Annotated in this window: 21 protein-coding genes and 2 tRNA genes; 13 read left to right on the top strand and 10 right to left on the bottom strand. The window is 68.7% G+C overall.

Annotated features, from left to right (window positions below; translation table 11 throughout):
• Nucleotides 1–15: 15 nt before the first annotated feature.
• The 8 genes from KYX17_RS18480 (at nucleotide 16) to KYX17_RS18445 (ending at nucleotide 6,043) form a co-directional block, all read left to right on the top strand.
• Nucleotides 16–1,281, top strand: a complete 1,266-nt coding sequence (locus KYX17_RS18480; RefSeq protein ID WP_243228423.1) for a sensor histidine kinase — start codon at nucleotides 16–18, stop codon at nucleotides 1,279–1,281.
• Nucleotides 1,269–1,952 carry a response regulator transcription factor gene (locus tag KYX17_RS18475; protein WP_243228422.1) on the top strand — a complete coding sequence of 228 codons (684 nt, stop codon included), beginning with the start codon at nucleotides 1,269–1,271 and terminating at the stop codon, nucleotides 1,950–1,952. Before KYX17_RS18480 ends, KYX17_RS18475 begins: the two co-directional genes overlap by 13 nt.
• Entirely contained in the window at nucleotides 1,949–2,917 is a 969-nt protein-coding gene (locus KYX17_RS18470) for a DUF4097 domain-containing protein (RefSeq protein ID WP_243228421.1), read from the top strand. Before KYX17_RS18475 ends, KYX17_RS18470 begins: the two co-directional genes overlap by 4 nt.
• Nucleotides 2,918–2,969: 52 nt before the next feature.
• Nucleotides 2,970–3,043, top strand: a tRNA-Ile gene (locus tag KYX17_RS18465).
• A gap of 29 nt (nucleotides 3,044–3,072) precedes the next feature.
• A tRNA-Ala gene (locus KYX17_RS18460) sits at nucleotides 3,073–3,145 on the top strand.
• 465 nt (nucleotides 3,146–3,610) lie between these two features.
• Nucleotides 3,611–4,354, top strand: a complete 744-nt coding sequence (locus KYX17_RS18455; protein ID WP_243228420.1) for a hypothetical protein — start codon at nucleotides 3,611–3,613, stop codon at nucleotides 4,352–4,354.
• Nucleotides 4,355–4,895: 541 nt separating this feature from the next.
• A complete protein-coding gene (locus tag KYX17_RS18450) occupies nucleotides 4,896–5,735 on the top strand; it encodes a leucine-rich repeat domain-containing protein (protein ID WP_243228419.1) in 840 nt (279 codons plus the stop codon).
• A gap of 107 nt (nucleotides 5,736–5,842) precedes the next feature.
• Nucleotides 5,843–6,043 (top strand): helix-hairpin-helix domain-containing protein, encoded by a 201-nt coding sequence (locus KYX17_RS18445; RefSeq protein WP_243228418.1) that lies wholly within the window; start codon nucleotides 5,843–5,845, stop codon nucleotides 6,041–6,043.
• Nucleotides 6,044–6,184: 141 nt separating this feature from the next.
• On the opposite strand, the gene KYX17_RS18440 is transcribed toward KYX17_RS18445, so the two are convergent.
• Nucleotides 6,185–7,078: an oxidoreductase gene (locus tag KYX17_RS18440; protein WP_243228417.1), complete on the bottom strand. Its 894-nt coding sequence runs from the start codon at nucleotides 7,076–7,078 to the stop codon at nucleotides 6,185–6,187.
• 64 nt (nucleotides 7,079–7,142) lie between these two features.
• Here KYX17_RS18440 and KYX17_RS18435 point away from each other — a divergent pair, with 64 nt between their 5' ends.
• On the top strand, nucleotides 7,143–7,733 hold the full coding sequence (locus KYX17_RS18435; RefSeq protein ID WP_243228416.1) for a TetR/AcrR family transcriptional regulator: 591 nt from the start codon (nucleotides 7,143–7,145) through the stop codon (nucleotides 7,731–7,733).
• Between the two features lie 4 nt (nucleotides 7,734–7,737).
• On the opposite strand, the gene KYX17_RS18430 is transcribed toward KYX17_RS18435, so the two are convergent.
• Both KYX17_RS18430 and KYX17_RS18425 read right to left on the bottom strand, forming a co-directional pair.
• The gene (locus tag KYX17_RS18430) at nucleotides 7,738–8,235 is read right to left on the bottom strand and encodes a GNAT family N-acetyltransferase (RefSeq protein ID WP_243228415.1); all 498 of its coding nucleotides are present in this window, start codon (nucleotides 8,233–8,235) and stop codon (nucleotides 7,738–7,740) included.
• A gap of 5 nt (nucleotides 8,236–8,240) precedes the next feature.
• Nucleotides 8,241–8,852, bottom strand: coding sequence for a M23 family metallopeptidase (locus KYX17_RS18425; RefSeq protein ID WP_243228414.1), 612 nt, complete (start codon nucleotides 8,850–8,852; stop codon nucleotides 8,241–8,243).
• Nucleotides 8,853–8,940: 88 nt separating this feature from the next.
• Between KYX17_RS18425 and KYX17_RS18420 the strand changes: the two genes are divergently transcribed.
• Nucleotides 8,941–9,201 (top strand): hypothetical protein, encoded by a 261-nt coding sequence (locus KYX17_RS18420; protein WP_243229192.1) that lies wholly within the window; start codon nucleotides 8,941–8,943, stop codon nucleotides 9,199–9,201.
• A gap of 183 nt (nucleotides 9,202–9,384) precedes the next feature.
• Here the strand turns inward: KYX17_RS18420 and KYX17_RS18415 are convergent, their stop codons facing one another.
• From KYX17_RS18415 to KYX17_RS18395, 5 genes are all read right to left on the bottom strand, one after another.
• A complete protein-coding gene (locus KYX17_RS18415; protein ID WP_243228413.1) occupies nucleotides 9,385–10,455 on the bottom strand; it encodes a 3-deoxy-7-phosphoheptulonate synthase in 1,071 nt (356 codons plus the stop codon).
• Nucleotides 10,456–10,658: 203 nt separating this feature from the next.
• On the bottom strand, nucleotides 10,659–11,102 hold the full coding sequence (locus KYX17_RS18410; protein ID WP_243228412.1) for an iron chaperone: 444 nt from the start codon (nucleotides 11,100–11,102) through the stop codon (nucleotides 10,659–10,661).
• A gap of 62 nt (nucleotides 11,103–11,164) precedes the next feature.
• A complete protein-coding gene (locus KYX17_RS18405) occupies nucleotides 11,165–12,124 on the bottom strand; it encodes an acetylxylan esterase (RefSeq protein ID WP_243228411.1) in 960 nt (319 codons plus the stop codon).
• Nucleotides 12,125–12,135: 11 nt separating this feature from the next.
• Complete coding sequence (locus tag KYX17_RS18400) at nucleotides 12,136–13,140, bottom strand: acetylxylan esterase (protein WP_243228410.1); 1,005 nt, start codon at nucleotides 13,138–13,140, stop codon at nucleotides 12,136–12,138.
• Between the two features lie 43 nt (nucleotides 13,141–13,183).
• Complete coding sequence (locus KYX17_RS18395) at nucleotides 13,184–13,414, bottom strand: tautomerase family protein (protein ID WP_243228409.1); 231 nt, start codon at nucleotides 13,412–13,414, stop codon at nucleotides 13,184–13,186.
• A gap of 57 nt (nucleotides 13,415–13,471) precedes the next feature.
• Between KYX17_RS18395 and KYX17_RS18390 the strand changes: the two genes are divergently transcribed.
• A complete protein-coding gene (locus tag KYX17_RS18390; RefSeq protein WP_243228408.1) occupies nucleotides 13,472–13,894 on the top strand; it encodes an NUDIX hydrolase in 423 nt (140 codons plus the stop codon).
• A gap of 191 nt (nucleotides 13,895–14,085) precedes the next feature.
• Here the strand turns inward: KYX17_RS18390 and KYX17_RS18385 are convergent, their stop codons facing one another.
• Together KYX17_RS18385 and KYX17_RS18380 are read right to left on the bottom strand one after the other, a co-directional pair.
• Nucleotides 14,086–14,574 (bottom strand): aminoacyl-tRNA deacylase, encoded by a 489-nt coding sequence (locus KYX17_RS18385; RefSeq protein ID WP_243228407.1) that lies wholly within the window; start codon nucleotides 14,572–14,574, stop codon nucleotides 14,086–14,088.
• Complete coding sequence (locus tag KYX17_RS18380) at nucleotides 14,571–15,056, bottom strand: DNA helicase (protein ID WP_243228406.1); 486 nt, start codon at nucleotides 15,054–15,056, stop codon at nucleotides 14,571–14,573. The genes KYX17_RS18385 and KYX17_RS18380 overlap by 4 nt, the downstream gene beginning before the upstream one ends.
• 160 nt (nucleotides 15,057–15,216) lie before the next feature.
• Here KYX17_RS18380 and KYX17_RS18375 point away from each other — a divergent pair, with 160 nt between their 5' ends.
• Together KYX17_RS18375 and KYX17_RS18370 are read left to right on the top strand one after the other, a co-directional pair.
• Entirely contained in the window at nucleotides 15,217–15,774 is a 558-nt protein-coding gene (locus tag KYX17_RS18375) for a peptidylprolyl isomerase (protein ID WP_243228405.1), read from the top strand.
• A gap of 16 nt (nucleotides 15,775–15,790) precedes the next feature.
• Entirely contained in the window at nucleotides 15,791–16,678 is an 888-nt protein-coding gene (locus KYX17_RS18370; protein ID WP_243228404.1) for a rhomboid family intramembrane serine protease, read from the top strand.
• The last annotated feature ends 27 nt before the right edge of the window (nucleotides 16,679–16,705 follow it).

The raw sequence follows: 16,705 nt of genomic DNA, 5'->3' as shown, positions 1-16,705 counted from the left end.
CGTAGCGTTATGGGCATGACGAATCAGACTGCCCATCCCGCAGCGCCGGTCGCTGAGCGGCCGCCGGTGCGGCTGCTGCTCACCATCCTCCAGCTCGCTGCCCTCGGCGTGCTGGGATCGGCCGCCATCGGCATCCTCGGGGGACTGCTCGGCGCCGGCGTCGCACTGGTGTTCGCCTTCGGCATCGGCCTGATCTTCCTGGTCGGACTCGTTTATGCGATGTTCGGCGTGGCCTGGTTCGAGGTGGCCCGCGTCAGCGGCCTCTACTCCCTGGGTCTTCCTCCGCTGCGCTGGCGTCCGCGCACGCAGCCCGGGTTCGGCGGCTGGCTGCGCTCGCTCGGCCGCCAGGCCGTGGACGGCCCGATGTGGCGCGCGCTGGTGAACTTCATCCTCGCCTGCATCGCCGGTGCGCTCATCGCCCGCCTGTTCTGGGGAATGATCTGGTCGGCGATCATCGCGTTCGCCCCGCTCTCGGTCGAAGGGACCGTGGACGGCCCGTACGGCAGCGAGATCCTCGTGGCCTGGGCGCCGCTGTTCGGCATCCTCGGCGTCGTGCTGTCGGCCGCCGCGATCGTGGGACTCGCCCTGCTGCACCGCGTGATCGCGCGGGCGCTGATCGTGCCGAGCCGCGAGGCGGAGCTCACCGAGCAGGTCCGCACGACCAGCGCGCAGCGTGAAGGCGCCGTCCGCGCGGCGGATGTCGAACGCACGCGCATCGAACGCGACCTGCACGACGGCGTCCAGCCGCGGCTCGTGTCAGTCGGCATGACCCTGGGGCTCGCCCAGCAGAAGATCGATGACGACCCCGCGACGGCCAAGGAGCTGATCTCCGAGGCGCACACCTCGACGAAGGCGGCGATCACCGAGCTGCGCCAGCTCGCCCGCGGCATCCACGCCTCGGTCCTCGACGACCGCGGCCTCGACGCCGCGCTCTCCGCCCTCGCCGGTCGATCGCACATCCCCGTGCACCTGGACGTCCGCATGGACGGGCGATGCAGCCGGGATGCCGAGGCCGCCGTCTACTTCGCGATCGCCGAGTCGCTGACCAATGCCGCCAAGCACTCCCGTGCCAGCGAATGCCGCGTCGTCGTGCGGCGCCGCGAGAACGGCGTGCTGTGGGCGCGGGTCGAGGACAACGGCATGGGCGGCGCTCAGGTGCAACCCGGCGGTGGCCTCGACGGCATCTCGAACCGCGTGCTCGCCGCCGGCGGGACGTTCCGACTCGACAGCCCTCAGGGCGGTCCGACCAGCCTGGAGGTGAGCGTGCCATGCGCATCCTGATCTGCGAGGACTCCGTCCTGCTGCGCGAGGGCCTCGTGCGCCTGCTCGAAGACGCCGGCCACGTCGTGGTCGCGGCTTTGCCCGACACCGACGGACTGACCGAGGCGATCGCCGCCCAGAAGCCGGACCTGTGCATTCTGGATGTGCGGCTCCCGCCGACCTTCACGGATGAGGGGATCCGCGCGGCGCTCGGCATCCGTGCCCAGCTGCCGGACCTGCCGATCCTCGTGCTGTCGCAGTACGTGGAGGAGCGGTACGCGAGCGACCTCATCGCCGCACAGGGCGGTCCCCTCGGCTACCTGCTGAAGGACCGGGTCGCGGATGTGTCCGAGTTCGTCGCATCGGTGGAGCGCATCGCAGAGGGCGCCACGGTGCTCGACCCGGAGGTGGTCGCGCAGCTGCTGTCCCGGCGCAACCAGGACGACCGGATGCTGCGGCTCACCGAGCGCGAACGCACGGTGCTGGCGCTCATCGCCGAAGGCAAGTCGAACCAGGCGATCGCAGGCCTGCTGTTCCTCTCGGAGGCCAGCGTCGAGAAGCACATCACCTCGATCTTCCAGAAGCTCGGACTCGAACCGGATGAGTCGGGCAACCGGCGCGTGCTCGCCGCACTCGCCCACATCGCGAACAACGGCGGTCCTGCCGCCGGACAGACAGGAGCTGCACGATGACCACGAACGACAACGGCGGGCACGAGATCCCGCTCACTCCTCCGCCCGCCGGCCCGCCCGCGAACGCGGCGGCCCCGGATGGCGCCGCGGCCGGCGCCCCCAGACCGGCACCCGAGTCGGAGCCGCGGCCCGATCCCGCTCCGGTGCCCGGTCCGACGTCGCGACCTGCTTCGGGAGCCGGGCGCCCGATCGGGATCGTGCTGGCCGTCGTCGGCGGCATCGCCCTGGTCGGCTCCGGCACGACCGCCGCGTTCGCGGCCGGCAGCCAGCTGTCCCAGCACGACTCGGTCATCACGGCCGATGCCGACGGCATCACGGGCCTCGACCTGGAGATCGGCGCGAGCTCGGTGACCGTCGAGTTCGGCGACGTCGACCGGGCCGAGCTCCGGGTGGACAGCGCTCGCGGTGGATCGTGGACGCTCGAGAGGGACGAGGACGAGCTTCTCGTCCGCAGCCCCAACCGGACCTTCGGCTGGTGGTTCGGCGGCTGGTTCGACGACGATGACGAGACCGTGGTGCTGACGCTTCCGGAAGAGCTGCAGGGCACGGGCCTGGATGCCGACCTGAACCTCGGCGCCGGCAGCCTGGACGTGTCCGGCGAGTTCGGCGAGGTGGACGTGGTGGTCGGCGCCGGAGCGCTGTCGCTGGACGGATCGGCGACCGCGGTGGACGCCGAGATCAACGCCGGGCGCGCGGACATCGAACTCGCCGACGTCCGCGAGGCGGACCTCACGGTGGCGGCAGGACGACTCGTGGCGGAGCTCACCGGGTCCGTTCCGGACGTCATCAGCTTCGACGTCATGGCCGGCTCGCTGGAGCTGACGGTGCCGGATGCCGTGTACGACGTCACCCAGGAGGTCAGCGCGGGAGAGTTCGACAACCGTGTCGAGACGTCGACCACCGCGTCGAGCACCGTGGACGCCACCGTGTCCGCCGGTACCGCGATCCTGCGGCCGGGTGACTGATCGGCTCGATTCGGATTTTTCGTCAATCTCGGGTAATCTCTTGGAGGTTGACGGGGCTATAGCTCAGGCGGTTAGAGCGCTTCACTGATAATGAAGAGGTCCCAGGTTCAAGTCCTGGTAGCCCCACTCCACAACTCCAACTGAACACCTTTCGAGGGGCCTTAGCTCAGTTGGTAGAGCGCCTGCTTTGCAAGCAGGATGTCAGGAGTTCGAATCTCCTAGGCTCCACAGACGGCTGAAGGGCTGCCCCGAAGGGGTGGCCCTTCAGCCGTCTATACAGCTGAGTGATTCGGGGAGCCGCCGCAGCGAAGCGAGGACGGCGGAGTCTCCTAGGCTCCACCCAGTTGCTCTTATCAAAAGTGCATCCGACGCGTGTTGAGGCTGCCTGAGAGGGCGGCCTCAATCGTCATCAGGCGCGCGGGAATCCCCTTGCTGACCTAGCGGGCGCATCTACTACCGGGGCGACGGTGAGACCCGCGAGGCAAACGCCGATGAATTCGATCTGCTGATGGCACGCGGAGTCTCACGCCCGCCGGCCCCCCGGTCGAACTCGACGTCGCGGTCGTTGGCGCCGTCGTTCCCCTTATCATCGACGAGCAGACCGTCGACGACCTCGTCACCAACGCGCGCCAACGCCTCCTCGCTGCGCTCCCGAAACCGGAACCCAAGCGGTCCCCAGCCACAGGATTCGCGATGGGGTCATCCGACGGCTTTCGCGCCGCCATGGCAGCCTCGTCGGCTCTCTCGCGCCTCCTGGCCGACCAGACGTCGGCCGCGAGCCACCTTGCTGCCTTCACCGCCACGGAAGAGCCGGAGAAGCGCTCCGAGGATGAGTACCGCGCCGAGATCGACGCCTGGGAGGAACGGTTCCGCGCCGCATGGGCAGAAGCTGTCGAGCTGTTCGCCGTCCACGCCCTGCCCGCGAACGAGGTAACCGTCGTCAACAAGACCCAGACGTTCCTGCACGACGTAGAAGTGAAGCTGCACCTCGACGGCGCCGTTGAAGCCGAAGAGCGCCAAGGCTACGGAGACGGACCCGACTGGCGAGACCTGAAGCTGCCCTCTCCACCTCGCAAATGGGGCCCCAGAAAACGAGACCTCGGCCTCCACGCCGGGTACTCCGCCAGCCTCGCGGCGTCGATCGCCTCCCAGCCATACATGCCCCGCCCATACCTGCCGCCGGACGCTTCCTGGAAGACGACCGGGTCGGTCGATGTCGAAGTTGTCGTCGGAGACCTCCGCCCGGACGCAACATTCCAGACAGACGATGGTGACGCGGTCCTCGTGATCCGCGGTGAGACGCCCGAGCAGATACAAGGCACCTGGACAGCGACTGCCCGGGGTTACAACCAAGTGTTCACCGGCGCAGTCCAGGTGACGATCGCCGAGCCGACTCATCTCACGAAGCTGGTCCGAGACTTCTTCGACCTCGACTGAAGGCTTGGCTAGTCAGCGGAGATCAGATACGAGGGGCGTCCGCTCGCTGCGCCGATATGGCCTTGGTGTATTCCCACACCGTCATCCGATGGATATTGAACCGCTTGGCGATCGAGAGCACGCTCTCACCGTTCGCCCGAGCGGTTTGAATAGCCTCTACTTCCTTCGCCGTCAGCGGTGTTCGATTACGTCTACTAGGGTTCGAGACCACCCCAGGATCCGGTTCCTCTACGATCCGCGGCTCATCTGAGCCACCTCGATCGCCCTGCTCCCACGCGGAAACCGGGCGATCCAGCTGCCGCTGGGAGTTCCGATTAGGTCCACCACCGGCCACAACGACGGAAGCGCCGCCCCGCAGGGGGTGGTGCTTCCGTCGTTTATCGGGCTGAGTGATTCGGGGAGCCGCCGCAGCGAAGCGAGGACGGCGGAGTCTCCTAGGCTCCACCGATGGCTGAAGGGCTGCCCCCGAAGGAATCGCACCGGTCCTGGAGTCAGCCTCCCACCCGATGCCCCGTTATCACCGACGAGTAGTCTGTCTGCTGTGACCGATGACGTCATTCTCATGCGCCAAGGCCATGATCCCAGCCCGTTCGGGCCTGAGCGCGACGTGCTGTTCTTCGACCAGCCATTGCTCCCTGAACGACTGGCGCAGGTCACCACCGCTCAGCTCTGGGCTCCACACGACGAGAAGATCGCGCGCCTGCCGAAGGTCATCGGTGAGATGACGAACCTCATCTCTCTGACGATCAGCGGCGGCAGCTCCGAGCCGTCGCTGGTGAGTGATCTGCAAACCGGCGATCTGCCCGAGTCGTTGGAGGAACTGCGCATCCTGGATGAGTACGGACGCGTGGTCACTTGGCCGGACGTGCAGCTGCCTCGTCTGAAGACGCTCTTCGTCAGCGATGTCTTCCGGTTCAATGCCTCGGCGTTTCCCCAGCTGCACTCTCTCTCGCTGAAGCCGGACAGGGCGCAAACGAATCTCCGCCAGGCGCTGCGGCTCCCGATCGATGAGCTGAACGTCCTCAACGTCTCGCTGGACGAGTCGATCTTCGAGATCATCTCTGATCGCCCGTTGCGACTCCTCGGCCTACTATCAGGGACGAAGCTGACTTCGCTCGAGGGCATCCAGGCGCTGCCGGCGCTCGAGTCTCTGCGGCTGAAGAACCTCCGTGCTCTTTCGGACATCTCCGCGCTGCGGGATCTGCCGAACCTGACTCAGCTCGACATCCAGTACTGCCGTCGCATCCGCGGTATCGGCGTGTTGGCCGATCTGACATCGCTGGAGCGTCTCACCCTGGTCGGATGCGGCGATCTCGGTCTCTCAGAGCTGAAAGACGTCATCGACCGGATCCCCCGGTCGACGATCGGCGCGACGACCTGACCTCGGGCGACGAGACGCTTGGCAGGTGATCACATGGTGATTCGGGGAGACCGCCGCGCGATCACGGGCGTCTCCCCTAGGCTGACGGCGCAGCGAAGGAGGCGACGATGAGCGAGGCAACCGAGTTCCCGTCATCGGTGGGCCGGGTCGCACCGCGATCGCTGGCCGAAGAGGGGATCACGACTTACGCGCAGCTGGCCGAGTACACCGAGCGCGAGCTGCTCACCATCCACGGCGTCGGCCCGAAGGCGATCCGCATCCTCGCCGAGGAGCTCCAGAAGCGCGGGATGGGTTACCGAGAGGACTGACCAGTCAGCCCTGGCGCGGGATTACAGCCGTCGAGGCGGAGTGAGTCCGGCCGTATTAGGCAAGACGACCGCCCCATCCGAGGTCTCGGCTCACTCGCTCCGGAACGCGGCCGCGTTCTCGTCCGCGAAGGCCGCGAAGGGTCATGCGATCCGGTGCTCGAACGAGAACCTCGTCGAGGTCAGATCCTCCGAGACATCCCACAGGCGTCGTGCCGTCTCGTCATCCTGGGCGGACGGCGCGCTGGCGACCAGCGCGGCGGGGCCGCGGATGCCGAGACGGCCGGGCCCGGACAGAGAACCGCCGGGGACGTCGCCGGTCGCCGCGAGCAGAGTGGGGAGCGCCCCGCCCTCGGGCCCGTGTGCCATCAAAGGGGTCGCGAGGCGGCTGAGCCGGTCGACGACCCGGTTGCCGCTCGTGATCGCGAATCCTGTGGCCGCCCATCCCGGGTGCGACGCCGTGGACGACACGGATGAGCCTGCGGTGGAGAGGCGCCGCTGCAGTTCGGCGGTGAAGAGCAGGTTCGCCAGCTTCGACTGCCCGTAGGCGCCGAACGGACGGTACGGACGACGCTCCCATTGCAGGTCGTCGAAGTCGATCCGCGCGGACCTGTGCGTGGCCGACGTCACCGTCGTGATGCGTCGCGTGACGCGGTTCAGCAGGAGGTTGGTGAGCGCGAAGTGGCCCAGGTGATTGACGCCGAACTGCTGCTCGAAGCCGTCCTCGGTGACACGGCGCTCGGCGGACATGGCCCCGGCGTTGTTGATCAGGTAGTCGACCGGCCCATCGATCTCGTCGGCGAAGCCGCGCACGGACCTGAGCGATGCCAGGTCCAGATGACGGGCCACGGCGCCGTTCCCGATCGTCCGGGCGGCGTCGCGTCCTCTGTCGAGATCGCGCACCCCGATCGTCACGCGGGCGCCCTTCCGAGCGAGAGCCCTGGCGGCGGCGAAACCGATTCCGCTGCTGCCGCCGGTGATGACGGCCGTGCGTCCGGTCTGGTCGGGAATGTCTGTTGCGGAGGCGAGACGGTTCATGTCTCCCAATGTAGTCACTGTCTACTAGGTAGTCAATGACTACAGCGTCGACTAGGCTGAGCCCATGAAACCCACTCCGTACCGGCGCGGCAATCTGCGCGAGGCGCTCCTGTCTCGAGCCGTCGCGGTCCTGGAAGAGCGCGGGTCGGCCGCACTGTCCCTCCGGGAGCTCGCCCGCGACGTGGGCGTGTCCCACGCCGCACCGGCGCGCCACTTCGCCGACCGCACGCACCTGTTGGAGGCGTTGGCGGTCGAGGGCTTCCGGATTCTCGAGGTGCAGCTGCGCGCATCCGCCGACGCAGGTGAATCGGTCATCGATCAGGCCGGACGCATGGCCCGGACGTATCTCACGTTCACGATCGAGAAGGCCAGCCTCGTCGAAGTGATGTTCCGTCACGAATCAGGCATGAATCGTGAGGCCATCGGCGTGAGCGCGGCCGCGGCGTTCGAGCCGCTGCTGACGATGTTCCGCCGTGCGCAGGAGAGCGGTTCGCTCCGTGACGGAGACGACGCCACGGCGACCGCGACCTCGTTCCTCGCCACGCTGCAGGGGACCGCTGCGCTCGTCAACTGCGGAGTCGTCGAGGAGGAAGCGGCATACGATCTCGTCGAGGACGCCGTGACGCGGTACCTGCACGAGCCGGTGCCGTCGTAGGCTCTCACCCCGTCGGTCGCCACTCGTCCCACTCGGCGAAGTACCAGAGGACCGGCTCGTCGCTTCCGGGCAGACTGTTGCGGAACCCGTGCCGTTCGTAGAACCGGCGCGCATCCGTGTCGCCGGAGTCGACGTTGATGTGCATCTCGCCGGCGCCCCGGAGACTCGATTCCTCGACGGCCCGCGCGAGCAGGACGGCCCCGATGCCCTGGGAGCGCCGCGCGGGCCGCACGTAGAGCTCGTCGAGCGTGGCGACGTGACCGCCGGCGTTGTAGATCGCCGGTCGCAGCGCCACGACCGCGTATCCGACGACGTCTCCGTCGGAGACGGCGAGCAGAGCGAACGCCGCGGGGTCCGCGAGGAACCGGCGGAACCGCGGGAGCAGCACCTCGAGCGGCGGTTCCGGCTCGTCGAACTCGTCCCCGAAGTCGATCTGCAGCCGCGCGAGCGTCTCGGCATCCTCGGCCGTTGCGAGGGCAAGAATCAGGTCCGACTCCGCCATGGCCACTACTCCCCTGCCTCGACGATCCGACCCGCACGCGGCAGGGGGCGGCCGGCCAGGGTGAACGGCACCGCCCGCGCACGCAGGGGATCCGGTCCGTCCATCGCCTGCAGGTGAAGATGCGGTTCGGTGCTGTTGCCGGAATTGCCGCAGCATCCGATCCGGTCACCCACGGCGACGCGATCGCCGACCCGCACGGCCACGCTGCCCCGTTGCAGATGACAGAGCGCGATAACACCGCCTGCGGCCGCGATCATCACGTGGTTCCCCGCCAGCGCGGACCAACCGTCGGCAGCTCGTCGTCGCTGCGTGAGGGCGTAGCCGATCGACGGAAATCCTCGGCGGGCGGCGTGATCGACGTCGGCGTCGTGCGCCGCGACGACCGTGCCGTCCACCGGGGCGAGCACCGGGCGGCCGAAGCCCGCGAACCGCTCGGGAGGCTCCGCTCGGATCAGCGAACGCACCGTGAACGCAGCGCTGCGTCCGTCGTCAGCGACCGGGACGAAATCGATCGCCTGCGCACTCGCGAACAGCGGCGTCCCATGGCTGGGAACGCGATCGGACGGGCTGTTGCGCGCCAGCCAACGGCCCGTGAACGGGTGGGCGAGATCCAACACGGCGCTCCTCCTCCCCTCGCGCCCAGTCTGCCAGCGTCGAGGGGGATCCCGGGCGCAGCTCTAGGATCGAAGAGTGCTGATCGGTCTCATGCGTCCCGTGGAAACCACTTCCGTGCCGGTCGAGGCCGCGGATCTCGCCGGCGTGCAGGAGCAGCTCGCCGCGCACCGTCCCGACGGGTTCGACCTGATCTCGGCACCGGTCGAGATGATCAAGGGCGCCGCCGTGCTGAAGGCCGTCGGCACGTTCGCACGCCGCGACCAGGTCACCGAGATCGAGGCGGACGACATGGCCGCCCTGCGCGCCAAGGTCCCCGAGGGCTGGCAGCTGCTGAACGTCCGCAGCGTCTGACGCTTCGGGTCGCGGCTCGTGCTGCTTCGGCGCCGGATGGCGCATTCCGGTCGCGATCGATGCCGCTCTGACGCGGGGAGAGCGACATCAACGGCGACCGGAACCAGGCGCTCGCGACCAGAGCGACACGGATTGCGACCGGAACCCGGCGCGCGCGACCGATCCGCGGCGCCGAAACGCAACTCACCCCCGTCGTGCGCGCGATGCGGCGGCGAGGCCCGCCAGCGTGTCGGCCGTGGCCTCCCAGCCCATGCACGCGTCGGTCACGCTCTGACCGCGGACCAGCCCCGCCGCGCCCCGGGCGATGTCGAGCTTCTGAGCCCCGGCGACGAGGTTGCTCTCCAGCATGACCCCCGCGATCGCCCGCCCGTCGTCGGCGATCTGCCGGCCGAGCTCGCGCGCGACCTCGGCCTGACGCATGTGGTCCTTTCCGCTGTTGCCGTGGCTCGCATCGACGATCAGGCGCGGCGTCAGGCCAGCGGCTTCGAGTCGCTCGGCCGCGCGGCGCACGTGCTCCGCGGCGTAGTTCGGGCCATCCGCTCCCCCGCGCAGGATCACCGAGGTGTCCGGGTTTCCGGTCGTCGTGACGAGGCTCGCCCGTCCGTCGCCGCCGATCCCGAGGAACGCCTGCGGAGAGGATGCCGCGGCCGCCGCATCCAGCGCAACCTGGAGTCCCCCGTCGGTGCCGTTCTTGAACCCGATGGGCATCGACAGGCCGGAGGCGAGCTGGCGGTGGATCTGGCTCTCCGTCGTGCGGGCGCCGATGGCCCCCCAGCTGATGAGGTCCGCCGTGTACTGCGGACTGATCGGCTCGAGGAACTCGGTCGCGCACGGCATCCCGAGCGCCGTCACGTCGCGGAGGAACGCGCGCGCCATCCGGAGCCCCGTGGAGATGTCGTGACTGCCGTCCAGGTGCGGGTCGTTGATGAGGCCCTTCCAGCCGACCGTCGTCCGCGGCTTCTCGAAGTACGTCCGCATGACGACGAGCAGATCGGCGCGATGCCGTTCCGCCTCGAGAGTGAGGCGCCCGGCGTACTCCAGGCCGGCCTCGGGGTCATGGATCGAGCACGGGCCGGCGATCACGAGCAGACGGTCGTCCTCGCCGGACATGATGGCGCGGATCTCGTCGCGGGTGCGCGCGACGAGGGCGGCGCGCTCCTCGCCGATCGGCAGCTCGGCCGCGATCTCGGCGGGCGCGGGGATCGTGGTGAAGCCCGCGACGTGGAGATCCGCGGTGGCGTCGATGGTGTTCATGGGTCCTGTCCTGTCGAGGGCGGACCCGGTGCAGAGCCCGCCGAAACGGCGAAAGCCAGAGCGAATGCTCTGGCTTGTCGGCTCTGAAGGTGTCGGTATGCGCTAGCTCAGCGCCGGCCCCTCCAGAGCCGACTCGAAATACGCATACCAACGGGTTGTCATGGTGACGACCCTACACGATCAGGACGGGAGCAACGCCCGCCTCAGCTCGCCGCCTGACGGATCCGCTCGGCCAGGAAGGCCAGGTCGTCCTCGGTGAGATCCGTCACGGCATAGGAGGTCGGCCAGACGGTCCCCTCGTCGAGGTTCGCGATCGTCTCGAACCCGAAGGTGCCGTAGCGGACCTTGAACTTCGACGCGGGCTGGAAGAAGCACAGCACCTTGCCGTCCTTGCCCCACGCCGGCATGCCGTAGTAGGTGCGCGGCACGAGGTGAGGCGCATTCTCGGACACGAGGGCGTGCAGCTTCTCGGCGAGAGCCTTGTCGGGCTCGGGGAGCTCGGCGATCTTCGCGAGCACCTCCGCCTCGCCCTCGGCCCGGGCCTGCTCCGGGGTCTTCTTCGCGCGGGAACGGGCCGTCTTCTTCTCGGCGGCCGCGGCCTTCATGGCCTCGCGCTCTTCGTCGGTGAAGTTCTTCGTCTCGGACATCTCTGCCTCCTGGGGGCTGGTCGTGGGTTCAGCCTAGGGATGCCGGGGCGTCTGCCGCTTCTCTATTCCTGATCGATGCGTGACAGAGCGAAGAAGTCCTCCGTGCCCTGCCGGAAGAGCTCGTCGGACAGTTCCTCGATCGGGCCCTCGAGGTGTCCGGAGCCCCGCACGGTCAGCCGCTTCGGCCCGGCGAGCGCGTGATACACCGCGAACTGCCCGCGGGGATCGACCGACGGATCGACGACGGCGGCCCCCACATGCACCGGGATGCGGATGCGCGACGCGGCGATCGCCGCATCGAAGTAGTCCAGCACCGGACGGACCTCCGGGTGCCGGCGGAGATGCTGCCGTACCGCCTCGCCGCTTCCCGTGCAGCGCCGGCTCAAGCGGATCGGGAAATGACCGAAGCTGGGCACGTCGAGGGAGGCACGGCGGAACCGGTGGTCCCAGGGAAGGGCCAGCGCTCCCATGCCGCCGCCGAAGCTTCCGCCGAGATAGTCGAGGGCACCCGCGGCGTCCGGCGCTGCGTCCAGCAGGACGGTGGCCGCGCGCCAAAGGTCCGCCGCCGAGAAGCGGTGCGAGTAGGTGTCGCGACGGCCGATCCCGGCCAACACGTGCCGCGCGGAGAGGGCGGGGAAACGGCCGGGCGGATTGACCTCCTGCCCGGGAGCGACCGGGAAGATCGCCGCCGTGTCGGCGGGGAGGCCGTCGAGCGCGGGCTCGGTGCGCCCTCCGTATCCGTGGCCGACGACACGGCCCCGGGAGACGGGTCCGTGCGGGAGGGCGAGCCACGCCACGGCGCGCTCGCCGGTGGAGGAGGCGAACAGGATGCGCTCGACGCGATGGCTCGACGTCGAGTCGAGGGTCTCCGTGACCTCCCAGGCGACATCGCCGGTGCCGAACTCCGCGAAGGTCTCGCGCCAGAACGCGTCGAAGTCGGCGGGAGCGTCGAGGGCGGCAGGCGGGGTCAGCAGAACGGAGAGCGGGTACTCGGTCAGTTCCTCGGGAACGGCGGCGGTCACAACGAGCGACTCTACCGGGCGGAGACCACGGTCTCGGCTGACTCCGTCCTGGCCTCGGACCCGAGCACGGCGTCGAGGAACTCGAGGTGACGACGCAGCTGGGTCCACTGACCACCCTCGTGCCCGTTGTACGGATAGACCTCGATCCGCTTGTCTTCGCCGGCGTAGTGGTTGAACTGCGCGAAGACGGTCGACGGCGGGCAGACGGCATCGCACAGACCGACGGAGTACAGCGCGGGGACGTGCGATCGCGCGGCGAAGTTCACGCCGTCGAAGTAGCTGAGGACACGGAAGACTTCCTCCTCGGCGCCGCGTCGGCTCTGCAGATAGCGGGTCAGTTCGTTGTACGGGTTGGCGTCGGTGATGCGCAGCGCACGTCGGTAGTGACTGAGGAACGGGACGTCGACGATCGCTCCGGCCAGTCCTTCGCTGAGGCCGGCGGCGGCGATCGCGATGCCGCCGCCCTGGCTGCCGCCCGAGACGACGATACTCGACGGATCGACGGCCGGGTGCGTGCGCACAGCGTCCACGGCCAGCGCCGCGTCCGTGAACAGCCGCCGGTAGTAGTACTCGTCCGGATCCTCGATGCCGCTGGACATCTGACCGGGGATGCGCGGCCCGCTACCGACCGGGTCGGCCGTCGCGGAAGCGCTGCCGCCGTTGCCCTGGCCACGGCTGTCCATCACGAACAGGGCGTACCCCGCGCTGGGCAGCATGGTCCACTGCTCGGGGACCCCGCGGCCGCCGCCGTATCCGATGAACTGCACGACCGTGCCGCGGATCTCGCCCACAGGGCGGACGAACCAGCCCTTGATCGGATGCCCGGCGAAGCCCGGGAACGTGACGTCCTCGACGATCAGATTGCGGAGTCCGGTCGCGACGCGCGTGAACAGCGCTTCGCCGTGCCCTCGGGAGAACGCCAGCGTCTGCTGCCAGAACGCGTCGAAGTCGCTCGGCTCCTCGCGGTCCGGCCGGTACTCGCGGAGTTGCTCGATGGGCATGTCGAACTGGGCCATGGCTCGATTCCTTCGGTAGCGGGGTAGGTGCCGACAGACCTGATCAGGCGCTCGCCGTGGTCACGCGCGCGACCTGCGCGGCGCGCGAGTCGTCCTCGCTGGCCAGGACGCCTCCGTTGGCGACGAAGTCGGCGGCCACTTCCTCGAACATGATCCGCACGTCCTGGCGGCGGGCGCCGAGCGCGTCGACCGCGGCATCCGTGACAGCCTCGGCGAAGGCGCGGCGCTGGTCGACGGAGCGACCGGGGAGCAGTTCGACTCTGATGTTCGGCATGGCCAGAAGCCTAGGGCACCGGCCGCGGCCGGCGGACCCGCCGGGTAATGTGAGGCCATGGATCTGAGAGTCGCCGCCTACGCTGTCGTGACGGACGACGAGGAGCGGATCCTTCTCGCACGGTGGACCGAAGGACGACGCATCGCCTGGACGATGCCGGGCGGCGGACTGGAGCCCGGCGAGGATCCCGAGGATGCCGTGCGGCGCGAGCTGCGCGAGGAGACCGGGTATTCGGTGCACGTGCAGGAGCTGCTCGGCATCCATTCGCGAGTGATCCCGGCCGGCCGGCGCGTCCACAAGGCGCAGGAGCCGCTGCACACGCTGCGCATCGTCTACCGGGCGAAGGTCTCCGGCGGGAGGCTGCGCTTCGAGCAGGACGGCTCCACCGACATGGCGGGCTGGTTCGAGCTGCCGGCCGTGGCGGAGCTGCAGCGCGTCAAGCTCGTGGACATCGCGCTGCGCATGGCCGGCATCCTCTAGTCGCGACATCCTCCGATCCCGGCATCCGCGCCCCCGCATCGCCCGCTGGGTTCTGCGCCATTTCTCGGCAAATGCGACAGTAATTTCGTGGCGCATATGCCGAAAGGTGGCGCAGAAGCCGCCGGGGGTCAGGCACGAGCGCCGGCGAAGGTCGGGCGCAGAACCAGCGGGGGCAGGCGCGGGAGCGGGGATCAGGCAGAGTCGCGGGGCTTCTCCGGCTCGGAGATGTCGGCGACGGTCGCGCCGTAGGCGGCGATGAGATCGTCGGCATCGACGAAGAGACTGTATCCGTGGGCACCGGCGCCCATCGCGACCCGCTGGCCGACGATGGACGCATCGGCGAAGACGGGCCAGTCGGTGGTGCTTCCGATCGGGACGATCGTGCCGCGCTCATACCCCGTCGCGGCCAGTGCGAGCTCGGGCTCGGGCAGGCGCAGCTTGTTCACCCCGACGACGGCGCGAAGCTTCGGCCAGGAGATCGACCGGCCGCCGGGGACGAGCGCGAACAGATAGGTGTCGCCGGACCGCTTGACGACGAGCGTCTTCACGATGCCCGAGGGCAGGATGCCGAGGATCTCGGCGGCCTCGTGGAGGCTGCGGGCCTGCGGCCGCTCACGGATCTCGATGTCGAGACCGCGTGCGGCCGCGGCCTCCTTGACCCTGGCGTGCGGGTCGGTCACGCGTTCGGCGGAGAGAGCGGGTCGTCGGCGACCCAGAGCTCGTCGTCGGCGCGCAGTGCCTGCCACGCGGCGTACAGGACGCCGATCGCCGCGGCCGCACCGAGCACGATCGCCACGACGGATCCCAGGCCGGGGCCCCTCTTCTTCGGGGCAGTCACGACGACGCCGTGGCGCTTCGCGTTCGCGATGTCCCAGGCCGAGAGCGCCGAGCCCACGACTCCGCCGACGATCGGGACGACCTTGTCGTCCACGACGTGCTTGCCGAAGCGCACGCCCTGGTCGACGACGGGGGCGACCTTGCGGTTGTAGGCATCCTGGACGACGGGGACCACCTGCTCGCGGTTCAGCTTGCCCAGCTGTCGACCGGCCTCGCGCGCGACATCCGCCGCCTGGCCGACGAGCACCTGCTGCGACTCCCAGAGCTTGTTCGCGTCGTTCTGCAGACGACGCAGTTCCTTCTTCCGCTTGCGGCTGAGGCTCACGATGCTCTCCTGTCCATTGGAGTACGGGTTCCCCATCATGCCAGACGACGCTGGGTGCGAGCAGAGATTGTGCACACCCTTGTCAGCGCCGCCCGATCGCGCTACAGAGCATCGAGGGACATCCGGAGCATCCCCGGCCGTGCTCTGCGAGAATAGGACCATGCCTCACGCCTCGCACGTCGCAACTCTGCACACCAACCACGGCGACATCGTCGTCAACCTCTACGGCGACCACGCCCCGAAGACTGTGGCGAACTTCGTCGGCCTCGCCGACGGATCGCGGGACTGGACGGACCCCGCCACCGGCAAGCCGGGCGAGGGCCCGCTGTACAAGGACGTCATCTTCCACCGCATCATCCCGAACTTCATGATCCAGGGCGGCGACCCGCTGGGCAAGGGCGTCGGCGGTCCCGGATACAACTTCGACGACGAGATCCACCCCGAGCTGAACTTCAACGAGCCCTACATCCTCGCCATGGCCAACGCCGGCCTGCGCCGCAACGCCATCACCGGCCAGCTCGAGGGCACGAACGGCTCGCAGTTCTTCATCACCACCGACCCGACGCCGTGGCTGATGGGCAAGCACACGATCTTCGGCGAGGTCGCCGACGACGCGTCCAAGGCCGTCGTCGACGCGATCTCCGCCGTCCCGACCGCTGCGGGTGACCGCCCGGTCGAGCCGGTCGTGCTGCAGTCGATCGACATCGTCGCCGCCTGAGCACCCGCCGATCCGGATGACGAGCCCCGAATTCACGAGCAATCGTGACAACTTCTGCTATCGGCATCCGGATCGGCAGAGCTTCGTGCTCTGCCAGCGGTGTCTGCGGACGATCTGCCCGGAGTGCCAGACTCCCGCTGCGGTCGGGGTCATCTGCCCCGAATGCCTGAAGGAGCAGAAGAAGAACCGCACACCCGCGCAGAAGAAGGCCGATCGCCGCTGGAACCGCGGCTCGATCCTGGCGCCCGCGACCGGGCGGCCCGTCGTCACCTACGCGATCATGGCCGTCACGGCGTTCATCTGGCTGCTGACGCTGATCCCCGGCATCGGTGAGAGCATCCAGCAGGCGCTGCTCTTCAATGCGATCTATCTGTACCCGGATCTCAACGGTGGCATCTTCCAGCCGTGGCGCGTGCTCACTGCAGCCCTCGTGCACAGCAGCAGCATCTTCCACATCGGCTTCAACATGCTCTCGCTCTGGATCATCGGGCGAACGCTGGAGCCGATGCTCGGTCGCTGGCGCTTCCTCACCCTCTATGTCTTGGGCGCCGTCGGGGGCTCGGTCGCCGTCGCCTGCATCGACCCCCTGCAGTCCGTGGTCGGCGCCTCGGGGGCCGTCTTCGGCCTGTTCGGCGCGCTGATCATCATCGGCCGGCACCTGGGCGCGAACATCACGGGCATCCTCGTGATCATCGGACTGAACCTCGTGATGGGCTTCGTGCTGCCGGGCATCGCGTGGCAGGCGCACATCGGCGGCGCGATCGTCGGTCTGCTCGTCGCACTGATCTTCACGCGCACGAAGAGGCGCGATCAGCGTCTCTGGCAGATCCTCTGGCTCGTCGCTCTGGCTCTGGCAATGGTCGCGCTGCTCGCCTTCGTCCCTCCCGCGGTGATGCTCGGCTGAGTCCGAGCGGTGGAGAAGGGTGTGAAT

The sequence above is a fragment of the Microbacterium sp. CIAB417 genome (genome assembly GCF_022788845.1).
Note: the sequence above shows the minus strand (reverse complement) of the source record. Positions and strands in the feature narration are given on the sequence as shown.